The following is a 12,077-nucleotide window of genomic DNA, read 5'->3' on the forward strand; positions in this document are numbered from 1 at the left end:
GAAGGCCGCCCCCTTATACCGGTCGCACCATCATCCGAGGGGGGATGACATCCATGAAATATATGATTGCGACGGCGGCCATATCGGCCGCCGCAGGGACCGTCATGTCCGCGGCCCAGGCCCAGGACATCAGGATCAAGCCGGTGGCCGAAGCACGCCTGCGTTACGAACATGCCGATCAGGAAGGACTGGCGATAGACAAGTCCGATGCGCTGACCATCCGCGCCCGTGCCGGGCTGGCCGCGACCAGCGGGGCGCTGAGCGCCACAGTCATTGGGCAGGGCAATCTGGCGGTGGTCGACAGATATTATGATGGGCTGAACGGGGCGGCGAACCGGCCGATCATAGCCGATCCTGAGAATGTCGCGCTCTATATCGCCCAGCTTCAGTACAAGACCAAGCTGGTCACGCTGACCGGCGGTCGGCAGCGGATCGCGCTGGACGACGAACGGTTCGTCGGCAATGTCGCGTTCCGCAACAATGGCCAGACATTCGACGCGATGCGGATGGAACTGACCCCCGCGCAGGGGCTGAAACTGGACCTGTCCTATGCCTGGAGCGTGCGCACCATCTGGGGTTTTCAGGGCAAGGGCGCGCGGCAGCAGGCGGTGAGCGGCGACAATATCTTCGTCAACCTGTCCTACGTCACGCCGGTCGGGACGCTGAGCGGCTTTGCCTATCTGGTCGATCAGGATGAAGCGGCGATGCAGGCATTCCGCCTGTCCAGCCAGACCTATGGCGTGCGGCTGGCAGGGACGCAGCCTTTGTCCAAGGCGGCGAAACTCTCCTATCAGCTGAGTTATGCCAAGCAGGCCGACCATCACGCCAACCCCAATAATTACAGCGCGGATTATTGGCTGGCCGATGCGACGCTGGACGTGAAGGGCTGGAAACTCAACGCTGGTTACGAAGTCCTGGGCGCGAGTAGCGGCGCTGCGTTGACCAGTTTCCAGACACCGCTTGGTACCAATTTCAAATTTCAGGGCTGGGCTGACAAATTCCTCACGACGCCAGGCAACGGCATTCGCGACATCTATGTTGGTGCTGGCTACGGCTGGAAGCAGCTAGGCCCTTTTTCCGGTGCGGCATTGATGGCTGTGTGGCATCGGTTCGACAGCGACCGGCTGGACCAGCATTATGGCGACGAGATCAACCTTATCGCATCTGCGAAGGTGAAGAAAACGGCGCTCTCCGTCCGCTACGCCCGCTATGATGCAAAGGCCATGGCGACGGACACGCAGAAATTGTGGCTTCAGGCTGATTGGTCCTATTGATCGATCATGAACGGAATCGCTTGAGCGTATCGGCGATTCCGTTTATGGTGCAACGCAAGAGGGCGATGCTGCCCTTCCTACCATAGCCGAAGCGGTCCACAGGCGGATCGGCAAGGCGCATATGATGGCAAAGCCGCCATCCTGACTTTCGGTTCTTACCGGGGGTCAGGATGGCGGCTTTTTTGTTTTCCGGAGTGACGAGGATGGAATTTCAGGGCGGTTCAAGTCCGGTGACGGACAGCGGGGACGACATCGGCGTCCCAATGGACGATGTGCGTGAACATCTGGTGGTGGTCGGGAATGGCATGGCCGGGTGCCGAGCGGTCGAGGAATTGCTGGCGCGTGACCCGGTGCGCTACCGCGTCACCATCTTCGGCGCCGAACCGCATGTGAACTATAACCGGATCATGCTGTCCCCGGTGCTGGCGGGGGAAAAGACGTTTCAAGACATCATCATCAATGACCGCGCCTGGTATGACGATCATGACATCACCCTGATCACGTCCGATCCGGTGTCGGCGATCGACCGAGCGCGCAAGACCGTCACCAGCCGGTCAGGTCGTACCATCGGCTATGACCGGCTGTTGATTGCCACGGGGTCCGACCCGTTCATCATCCCGGTGCCCGGCAAGGATCTGCCCGGCGTCATCAGCTTCCGCGACATGAAGGATGTCGATGCGATGCTGGATGCCGCCAATCGCGGCGGTGACGCCGTGGTCATCGGCGGTGGTCTGCTGGGGCTGGAAGCGGCGCATGGCCTGACCCTGCGCGGCATGAAGGTGACGGTGCTGCACATCATGCCCACGCTGATGGAACGGCAACTCGACGAAGCGGCGGCCTGGCTGCTCAAGAGTGCGTTGGAAGGGCGGGGCCAGACGATCCTGACCGGTGCCGACACAGCCGAAATATACGGTGATGGCAAGGTCGAGGGCGTGCGCCTGAAGGATGGTACGCAAATCCCCGCCAGCCTGGTCGTAATGGCGGTAGGCATTCGCCCGTCGGTCGCGCTGGCGCGCGATGCGGGGCTGGATGTCGGGCGCGGCATCAAGGTGGACGACCATATGGTCACCAGCGATGCCGCCATATTGGCGGTGGGCGAGTGCGTCGAACATGACGGCAATGTCTATGGCCTGGTCGCGCCGCTGTGGGATATGTGCCGCGCCTTGGCCGATGGCCTGACCGATCAGCATAGTGGCTACAAGGGCAGTGTCACGTCGACCAAACTGAAGGTCGCGGGTCTGGACGTTTTTTCCGCGGGCGACTTTTCCGGCGGCGAAGGGTGCGAGGACATCGTCCTGCGCGACGCATCGCGCGGCATATATAAGCGTGTCGTGGTGAAGGACGACAAGGTCGTGGGCGCGGTCCTGTATGGTGATACAGCGGACGGCGGCTGGTATTTCGACTTGTTGAAGCGCGGCGAAAATGTCGCCGACATTCGGGACCTGCTGATCTTCGGCCAAGCCTTCGCCTCCGGAGGGGGCGCGCTGGACCCTAAGGCGGCCGTTGCAGCGCTCTCGGAAGATGCCGAGATTTGCGGCTGCAACGGCGTTTCCAAGGGCCAGGTCGTCGCCTGCATCGACAAGGGGGCGTGCAGCCTGGATGCGGTCCGCGCAGGGTGTAAGGCATCGGCCAGTTGCGGCAGCTGCACCGGCCTTGTCGAAAATATCCTTGCGCTGACGCTGGGTGATGAGGTGCAGTCCGGTCCCAAAACGATGTGCAAATGCACCAGTTTCGGCCATGACGATGTCCGCCGTGAAATCGTGGCGCAGGATATGCGGTCCATCCCCGAAGTGATGCAAAAGCTGCACTGGTCCACGCCCGACGGCTGTTCGTCGTGCCGCCCAGCGCTTAATTATTATCTGCTGTGTGCGCTGCCCGGCATCTATGTCGATGACCAGCAGAGCCGTTTCGTCAATGAACGGATGCACGCCAATATCCAGAAGGACGGCACATATTCGGTCGTCCCGCGCATGTGGGGCGGCCTCACCAACCCGCGCGAACTGCGCGCGATCGCCGATGTAGTCGAAAAATACGACGCGCCGATGGTCAAAGTGACCGGCGGCCAGCGGCTCGATATTTTCGGCATCAGGAAGGAAGATCTGCCCGCCGTCTGGGCGGACTTGAACGCGGCGGGCATGGTGTCCGGCCACGCCTATGGCAAGTCGCTGCGCACCGTCAAAACCTGTGTCGGGTCCGAATGGTGCCGCTTTGGCACGCAGGATTCGACTGGCCTTGGCGTCAAGACCGAACGGATGACCTGGGGGTCGTGGATGCCGCACAAATTCAAGATCGCGGTGTCGGGTTGCCCCCGCAATTGCGCGGAAGCGACGATCAAGGATTTCGGCATCGTCTGCGTGGATTCAGGCTATGAACTCCATGTCGGCGGCAATGGCGGCATCCATGTTCGCGTCACCGACCTATTGTGCAAGGTCGCGACCGAACAGGAAGCGCTCGATTATTGCGCCGCCTTCACCCAGCTGTATCGCGAGGAAGCCCGCTATCTGGAGCGCACCGCGCCGTGGATCGAGCGGGTCGGCATCGCCTATGTCAAGCAGCGCATCGTCGAGGACGATGCCGGGCGCGAGGCGCTGCGCGCCCGCTTCCTGTTTTCGCAGCAGTTCATGCAGGATGATCCGTGGGCGGAGCGTGCAGTCGGCGTCCATAGCGACCTGCACCAGCCCCTAAGCCCCATTTCCATCGCGGCGGAGTGAGACATATGACCGACTGGATCGACATCGGCACGCTGGCCGACATTCCGCCGCGCGGTGCCCGCACCGTTCACATCGGTGGCGAGAAAGAAATTGCAGTATTCCGCACCGGCGACGACCAGATTTTTGCGCTGGTCAATGAATGCCCGCACAAAAAGGGGCCGCTGAGCCAGGGTATCGTCCATGGCCATAGCGTCGCCTGCCCGCTGCATAACTGGAACATCGCGCTGAAAAGCGGCGAGGCGCAGGGCGAGGATAAGGGCTGCACTCCGACGATCGCGGTGAAGCAGGAGTATGGCCGTATATGGATCGCGCGGCCCGAAATGGCTAAGGTGGCTGCCTGATGCGCCAGGCGATCCGCACCACCTGCGCCTATTGCGGCGTCGGCTGCGGCATCGCAGCGACGCCGACCGGCGGCCGCGCCGTAACAATCAGGGGGGATGAGGCGCATCCGGCCAATGGCGGCAAGCTTTGTTCCAAGGGCACGCATCTGGGCGAGACGGTCGGCCTTGAAGGCCGCCTGCTCCATCCGATGATCGGCGACCGACGGGCCAGTTGGGACAAGGCGCTGGACCTGGTCGCCAAGCGGTTCCGCGACACGATCGCCAGACATGGGCCGGACAGCGTCGCCTTCTATGTCTCCGGCCAGATACTGACCGAAGATTATTATGTCGCCAACAAGCTGATGAAGGGCTTTATCGGATCGGCCAATATCGACACCAACAGCCGGTTGTGCATGTCGAGCGCGGTGGCGGGACACAACCGAGCCTTCGGCGAAGATGTGGTGCCCGCCAGCTATGATGATCTGGACAAAGCCGACCTGATCGTCCTCATCGGGTCCAACACCGCCTGGTGCCACCCGATCGTCTATCAGCGGATACAGGCCGCCCGCGCCGCGCGCGGGACGAAACTGGTGGTGATAGACCCACGCCGCACCGAAAGCTGCGAGGGCGCGGACCTGCATCTGGCGTTGAGGCCCGGCAGCGATGTCGCGCTGATGAACGGGCTGCTGGCCTGGATGGATCAGGCAAAGCTGATTGACGTGGACTTTCTGCGCGACAGCGTCAGCGCGCCCAACGGTTTCTGGGATCATATTCGCACCGGCCATGACCTGTGGACCACGGCGAAAGCCTGTGACCTCTCGCCTGCGCTGCTCCAGCAATTTTATGAGCTGTTCGCCGCGACGCCGCGCACCGTTACCCTGTTCAGCCAGGGGATCAACCAGTCGATCCGCGGCACGGATCAGGTAAATGCGATCATCAACGTCCATCTTGCCACCGGTCGTATCGGCAAGCCGGGCGCGACGCCTTTCTCTATCACCGGTCAGCCCAACGCCATGGGCGGGCGCGAAGTTGGGGGACTTGCCTCGACAATAGCCGCGCATATGGATTTCGCACCGGACAATGTTGCGCGGGTCGGGCGCTTCTGGGCTGCGCCGACCATGGCGACCAAGCCGGGGCTGAAGGCCGTCGACATGTTCCGCGCCATCAACGAAGGCCGGATCAAGGCTTTGTGGGTGATGGCGACCAATCCTGCCGTGTCGATGCCCGACGCCAATCGCGTCCGCGAATCGCTGGAAACGGTGCCGTTCCTGGTCGTGTCGGACGTGATGGCCACCACCGATACCGCTGTCCACGCCCATGTCCGCCTGCCTGCTGCGGCCTGGGGTGAAAAGGATGGCACTGTCACCAATTCCGACCGTACGATCAGCCGCCAGCGCGCGCTGATGCCGCTGCCCGGCGAGGTCATGCCCGATTGGTGGATCGTGACGCAGGTTGCCCGCCGGATGGGCTGGCGCAACGCCTTCGCCTATGATCGTCCTGCCGAAATCTGGCGCGAACATGCCCGGCTGACCGCCTATCAGAATGATGGCGCGCGGCTGCTGAACCTGCGGGCGCAAGCGACGATCGGCAATGACGCCTATGATGCGATGGAACCCTTCCGCTGGGGCGGCACGCCCTTTGCCGACGGGCGCTTTTCGACCCCCGACGGCAAGGCGCGGCTGGTGCTGGTGACGCAAATGGACCTGCAGGGTCCACTTAGGGACTGGCCGATGACGCTCAACACCGGGCGCTACCGCGATCAGTGGCACAGCATGACCCGCACGGGCCTAAGCCCCAAACTTGCGCGACACCGGGAAGAACCGTTGGTCGAAATCCATGCAGACGATGCCGCTCGGCTGGGCATAACCGATGGTGATCTGTCCCGCGTATCGACGCCGCAGGGGGAAAGTCTGTTCCGCGCGCGGATCAGCGATGGCCAGCGCCCCGGCGAAGTCTTTACGCCGATCCACTGGACCGACCAGCAATCGAGCGGCGGTCGCACCGGCCTGCTGCCGCGCCCCTTGGTCGATCCCCATTCGGGCCAGCCGGGGTTCAAATCCACCCCCGTCCGGGTCGAAAAGCTTGCCACCGAATGGAAGGGTTTTCTGATCCTGCGCGGGGCCGAAGCCGTCCGCGTGCCATGCCTATGGGTGACGCGCATCACCGTGCCGGGCGGCGCGCTCTACGAAGTGGCGGGTAATGGCGATCCGGCACGGCTGGAAGCCTGCCTGCCCAAGGGTGACCGGGTCGAGGCGATCGATCGGGCGCGCGGTACCCGCCGCGTCGCAATCATCCGCGACGGCAAGCTGGCGGGCGTGCTGATCGTCACCCGTACCGGCATATTGCCGACCCGCGACTGGCTGATCGGCCAACTCGCGGTCGAGGGAGTCGGCGCATCGGTGCTGGCCGCGCGCGGGCCAGGCAATCAGCCCGACAAGGGCGCTATCATCTGTGTCTGTTTCGACATTGGCCTGAACATGATTGTCACGGCCATTCGTGAACAGGGTCTGGTCGATGTGTCCGCGATCGGCGCAGCTTTGGGGGCAGGAACCAATTGCGGGTCATGCCGCCCCGCGCTGGCCAGTATATTAGCGCAGGCACAACAGGAGACGCTTCATGCAGCCGAATGATTTGCCAGATTCCCCGATAGCGCCCGGACAGGTGTGGCTAGTGGGGGCGGGGCCTGGCGATCCAGACCTCCTGACCCGCAAGGCCGAACGGCTGATCGCTGCTGCCGACATCGTCTTTTACGATGCACTGGTAGGGCCGGGGGTGCTTGGCCTGATCCCGCCAGGCGTGGAACGGGTGGGTGTCGGCAAGCGGTCGGGCCGCCACAGCAAAGCTCAGGAAAGCATCAACCACCTCCTGCTCGCGGCGGCGAAGGCGGGGCGGCGCGTGGTCCGACTGAAGGGCGGCGATCCGTCCATCTTTGGCCGTTCGGCTGAGGAAATGGCGCATCTGGGGCGTGAAGGCATCCCTGTCCACATCTGCCCCGGCATCACCACGGCGAGCGCAGCGGCAGCGAGCGGCCATATGTCACTCACGCTGCGCGGCGTCGCGCGCGGGCTGACGCTGGTGACCGCCCATCTAATGGCCGGCGAGCCGCTCGCGCTTGACTGGCCGGCGCTTGCGAGCAGTGGGACGCTTGGCATCTACATGGGCCGCGCGGCGGCGAGCGAGATCAGCCGTAATCTGATCGATGCGGGGCGGCACCCTGACACGCCGGTCATGGTCGCGGTCAACGTCTCCCTGCCGACCGAGCGACTCATTCGGGGCAAACTCTCCGCGCTCGCCTTCTTGGTTCAGGCCGTCAGCGACAAGGAACCGACCCTGTTGTTGATAGGCGAGGCGGTTGTGGATCATGGCCGCGCCGAAGCACAGGGCAATCGCGCCCTGCTACCCGCCTGACGACTTATCACAAGGGGCTGGTACGATCCCGCGTACGGACGATCTGTTCCGGTGGCGGTTTGGCGTGGCTGAGACTGTTTGAGTGCCGCGCCTTAGTCCACCGGATATGGCGCGGCTGAGCTACGGTTTTCGTCCACCGTCACGGGGCGACCAATTGGTGGGAAAGCGCGTTGCAGGCAGTTTGGCCGCTCGCAGACCTTGCAACCGGCCCCGATTCGCGTCGCCATGGCGGGATCGGCAAGGTCCAGTCCGCGCGCGTAGATCAGACGGGAGGCATGGCGAATATCGCAGCCAAGGCCGACAGCGAAAGTCTTGCTCGGCTCTGAGTAACCTGCGTTGCCGCTGCCCACCGTGCGGGCCACCCATAGATAGGTGCGCCCGTCCGGCATCTGTGCCACTTGGGTCAGCACTCGGCCGGGTTGTGCGAAAGCTTCATAGACGTTCCACAGCGGGCAGGTGCCGCCCACGCGGGAAAAGTGAAAATCGGTAGCGGACTGCCGTTTCGAGATATTCCCTGCCCGGTCAACCCGGATGAAAAAGAATGGCACGCCGCGTGCCTGCGTGCGCTGCAGCGTGGAAAGGCGGTGGCAAACCGTTTCGAAGCCGACACCGAAGCGGCGGCCGAGCTTCTCGATGTCGTAGGCCTCCTGTTCCGCCGCCGCCAGAAAAGGGCCGTAAGGCAGAATGAGCGCACCTGCGAAATAGTTGGCAAGGCCGATCCGCGCCAGCCTGCGCGCTTCCTCTCCAGTCAGGACCGGATCATCTGCCAATCGGTCGATCTCTTGGCCCAGTTCCAGGAAGCCCAATTGCGTGGCCATCTGGAAGGTTTGCTGGCCCGTATTCAGATTGGCCGAAACATGGAGCGTGCGGGTCAACGGATCGTAGCGACGCTGCGTCCAGTTGTTCTCAGCATCGCTGTCGTCACACAGGACGTGTACGCCATGGCGCTCCTTGAGCCACATGATCACGCCGCTATGAATGGTTCGCGGTGTCAAACCGGCTTGCAGGTAAAGCCGTTCGGCCGCTTCATCCAGCGGTTCGACGTGATTGTGGCGGGCGTAGAAGAAATCGCGCACCTGTTCGAAAGGCATGCGCGGCGGGCCGCCGGCGACCCATTCGTCCCCTAGCTGCGCAGCCATCGCCTCGGACCGTTCCGAGGCTTCGCGATAGCGCCGATGCAGCGATATGAGCGTGCGACCAACAGCCGGCATGTTCATCGCCAGTTCGCGCACTTCGGCCAGCGAGATTGTATCCGACCCATCCGACAGGGCGTCGCGCAGGTCGGTAATGAGCCGCGCTTCCTCGTCGTCGGAAAAGAGCTGGACATCGATACCGAATACGGCGTTGATCTTCACCAGCACCGGCACGGTCAGCGGCCGCTGATTCTGTTCCAGTTGGTTGAGATAACTGGCTGATATGCCGAGCGCTTGTGCCAGTTCGATCTGCTTGAGCTTCTTTTCCTCCCGCAGCCGCCGCAATCGCACGCCCATAAAGGCCTTGCGCATCAATCTGTCGCTCTTCGCATTATTCGCAAATTCTCAGGCCCCGATCTCATTATCGTTGAATATCAGCGCATTTTTGCATTAGCCGCAATCTGAAATGTTTGCGAAAGGCTCAGGCCGCGAGATTGCGCAGCACGTAAGGCAGGATGCCACCATTCAGGTAGTAGGCCAGCTCGTCGGTCGTATCGATGCAGCAGAGCGTCTTGAAGCTGAAGCGCAGGCCATCCGCCCGTTCCCCTTCGACCGTCACGATTTGGCGCGGCTGCAGTCCAGCGAGACCGGTAATGGTAAATCGCTCGTCACCACGTAGGAAGAAACGATTGCGGGTCATCCCATCGGTAAACTGGAGCGGCAGGACGCCCATGCCGACAAGGTTGGAGCGGTGAATGCGTTCGAAGCTCTCGGCGATGACCGCGCGAATTCCAAGTAGCGCAGTTCCTTTCGCAGCCCAGTCGCGGGATGAGCCGGTTCCATATTCCTTGCCAGCCATAATGATCAGGGGCGTCCCGGCCGCCTTGTGCCGCATGGCAGCCTCATAAATCGGCAGGCTTTCGCCGTTCAACATCGTGTTGCCACCCTCTATACCGCCCATCATTTCGTTGCGGATGCGGATATTGGCGAAGGTGCCGCGCATCATGATCTCATGGTTTCCGCGACGGCAGCCATAGCTGTTGAAATCTGCAGGAAGCACGTTCTGCTCCTGCAACCATTGGCCTGCGGGGGAGGAAGCTTTGATCGATCCTGCCGGTGAGATATGATCTGTGGTGATCGAATCCCCAAAGATGGCGAGGCATCGCGCCGCGATGATATCGGTCACCGGCGCAGGCTGACGATCTAGGGCTTCGAAGAAGGGCGGTTCCGAGATGTAGGTGGAGGACGTCGGCCATTCATATGTAGCGCCTTTCTTGACCGCCAGCGCCCTCCAGCGCGCGTCGCCTTCGTAAACATCGGCATAGCGGGCGGCGAACATCTCAGGATCGATCGAAGTGGCGATAGTGGCGGCGATTTCGGCGTTGGACGGCCAGACGTCGCGCAGATATACTGGCTGTCCTTCCGCGCCATTGCCGAGCGGTTCGGTGCTAATGTCGCGCGACACGCTACCCAGCAGGGCGTAGGCGACTACCAGCGGCGGCGAGGCCAGATAGTTGGCGCGAACATCGGGCGAAATACGGCCTTCAAAGTTGCGATTGCCCGATAGCACGGCCGCAGTGACAAGGCCGTTCCGGTTGATCGCCTCGCTGATCGACGTTTCCAGCGAACCGGAATTGCCAATGCATGTCATGCAACCATAGCCGGTCAGCGCGAAGCCCAGCGCATCAAGGTCTTCCTGAAGGCCGGAGCGGACAAGATAATCGGTCACCACCTTGCTGCCGGGGGAGAGCGTCGCACGCACCCAGGGTTTGGGCACCAGACCCAGCGCCCGTGCCTTGCGAGCGACCAGACCAGCCGCGACGAGTACCGAAGGATTGGAGGTGTTGGTGCAACTGGTGATCGCAGCGATGGCGATGTCACCATGGCCAAGCGTGAAGTCCGCGCCGTTAACGGGCACGCGCGCGTTCAGTTCGTCCGCCTTGCCGTAGGCACCTGCCAGTTCGGTGCGCAGGCCGTGGGCTACATCCTTGAGCCGCACGCGATCCTGCGGACGGCGCGGGCCTGCAACAGATGGAAGCACCGAGGCCAGGTCAAGCTCCAGCAGATCGGTGAAAACGGGCTCCGGGCTGGCCGCATCGCGCCACATCCCCTGCGCCTTCGCATAGGCCTCGACCAGCGCTACCCGCCTTTCATCCCGCCCGGTTAGGCGCAGGTAGGCAATGGTCGCTTGATCAACCGGAAAGAAGCCGCACGTCGCGCCATATTCCGGGGCCATGTTGGCGATGGTCGCGCGGTCCGCCAGCGGTAGGGCGTCGAGCCCGGCGCCACAGAACTCCACGAAACGCCCGACCACCCCATGGGCGCGCAGCATCTGGGTGATGGTGAGCACCAGATCGGTCGCGGTCACGCCCTCGGTCAGCGCGCCTGTCAGGCGGAAGCCGACGACTTCGGGAATGAGCATCGACACCGGCTGCCCCAGCATGGCGGCTTCGGCTTCTATCCCGCCCACGCCCCAGCCCAGCACGCCAAGGCCGCCGACCATCGTAGTATGGCTGTCCGTGCCGACGCAGGTGTCGGGATAGGCGATCAGGGCAGCGCTTTCGTCCGCGCTGGTCCAGACAGTCTGGGCGATGTGCTCCAGGTTCACCTGATGGCAGATGCCGGTGTCCGGCGGCACGACCTTCAGATTGTCGAGCGTGGCCGCGCCCCATTTGAGGAATTCGTAGCGTTCGGCATTGCGTGCATATTCGATGGCGACATTGGCATCGAACGCATTTGCCGTGCTGGCCTCATCTGCCATGACGCTATGATCGATTACCAGGTGGATCGGTATCTGAGGATTGATCCGCGACGCATCGGCGCCCCACCGGTTCATGGTATCGCGCATGGCGGCCAGATCGACGATGCACGGAACCCCGGTGAAGTCCTGCATCAGCACGCGGGCCGGACGGTACTGGATCTCGCGCGTGGAGCGATAGTCCCGCTGCCATTCGACGAAGGCGCGGATGTCATCGACCGTGACCGAAGCGCCGTCCTCGAAGCGCAGGAGGTTTTCCAGCAGCACTTTGAGGCTGAAGGGCAGGCGACTGATGTCGCCCAATCGCTCAGCAGCGTGGGGGAGGCTGTAATAAGCATAATCCTGCGCCTCGACGGTCAGGGTGGTGCGGGTGCCCAAGGTGTCGTGGCCTATGGCGGTCATGGCGATGGTCCTGTAATCTCGTGATTGGCACGCGCATGGAAACGACCTTCCGATCCATCGAGATCGAAAGA

General features: G+C 62.7%; 7 protein-coding genes. 5 read left to right on the plus strand and 2 right to left on the minus strand.

Annotated elements, in window-relative coordinates; translation table 11 throughout:
- Positions 1-53 precede the first annotated feature (53 nt).
- From AC07X9_RS20760 to cobA, 5 genes are all read left to right on the plus strand, one after another.
- Positions 54-1,274 carry an alginate export family protein gene (locus AC07X9_RS20760; protein WP_017182454.1) on the plus strand — a complete coding sequence of 407 codons (1,221 nt, stop codon included), beginning with the start codon at positions 54-56 and terminating at the stop codon, positions 1,272-1,274.
- Positions 1,275-1,477: 203 nt separating this feature from the next.
- Positions 1,478-3,985, plus strand: a complete 2,508-nt coding sequence (gene nirB / locus AC07X9_RS20765) for a nitrite reductase large subunit NirB (RefSeq protein ID WP_086486391.1) — start codon at positions 1,478-1,480, stop codon at positions 3,983-3,985.
- Positions 3,986-3,990: 5 nt separating this feature from the next.
- Positions 3,991-4,326, plus strand: a complete 336-nt coding sequence (gene nirD, locus AC07X9_RS20770; RefSeq protein ID WP_017182456.1) for a nitrite reductase small subunit NirD — start codon at positions 3,991-3,993, stop codon at positions 4,324-4,326.
- The gene (locus tag AC07X9_RS20775; protein WP_017182457.1) at positions 4,326-6,935 is read left to right on the plus strand and encodes a nitrate reductase; all 2,610 of its coding nucleotides are present in this window, start codon (positions 4,326-4,328) and stop codon (positions 6,933-6,935) included. Before nirD ends, AC07X9_RS20775 begins: the two co-directional genes overlap by 1 nt.
- Complete coding sequence (cobA, locus tag AC07X9_RS20780) at positions 6,922-7,713, plus strand: uroporphyrinogen-III C-methyltransferase (protein ID WP_017182458.1); 792 nt, start codon at positions 6,922-6,924, stop codon at positions 7,711-7,713. Before AC07X9_RS20775 ends, cobA begins: the two co-directional genes overlap by 14 nt.
- Positions 7,714-7,805: 92 nt before the next feature.
- On the opposite strand, the gene AC07X9_RS20785 is transcribed toward cobA, so the two are convergent.
- The gene (locus AC07X9_RS20785) at positions 7,806-9,218 is read right to left on the minus strand and encodes a short-chain fatty acyl-CoA regulator family protein (RefSeq protein ID WP_017182459.1); all 1,413 of its coding nucleotides are present in this window, start codon (positions 9,216-9,218) and stop codon (positions 7,806-7,808) included.
- A 109-nt stretch (positions 9,219-9,327) separates the two neighbouring features.
- The gene (acnA, locus tag AC07X9_RS20790; protein ID WP_086486390.1) at positions 9,328-12,006 is read right to left on the minus strand and encodes an aconitate hydratase AcnA; all 2,679 of its coding nucleotides are present in this window, start codon (positions 12,004-12,006) and stop codon (positions 9,328-9,330) included.
- Positions 12,007-12,077: the final 71 nt, after the last annotated feature.

Source organism: Sphingobium sp. GW456-12-10-14-TSB1 (assembly GCF_059424385.1).

Coding starts and splice junctions, on each gene's coding strand:
- AC07X9_RS20760 (WP_017182454.1), top strand. CDS start 54: ATGAAATATATGATTGCGACGGCGGCCATATCGGCCGCCGCAGGGACC.
- nirB (WP_086486391.1), top strand. CDS start 1,478: ATGGAATTTCAGGGCGGTTCAAGTCCGGTGACGGACAGCGGGGACGAC.
- nirD (WP_017182456.1), top strand. CDS start 3,991: ATGACCGACTGGATCGACATCGGCACGCTGGCCGACATTCCGCCGCGC.
- AC07X9_RS20775 (WP_017182457.1), top strand. CDS start 4,326: ATGCGCCAGGCGATCCGCACCACCTGCGCCTATTGCGGCGTCGGCTGC.
- cobA (WP_017182458.1), top strand. CDS start 6,922: ATGCAGCCGAATGATTTGCCAGATTCCCCGATAGCGCCCGGACAGGTG.
- AC07X9_RS20785 (WP_017182459.1), bottom strand. CDS start 9,218: ATGCGCAAGGCCTTTATGGGCGTGCGATTGCGGCGGCTGCGGGAGGAA.
- acnA (WP_086486390.1), bottom strand. CDS start 12,006: ATGACCGCCATAGGCCACGACACCTTGGGCACCCGCACCACCCTGACC.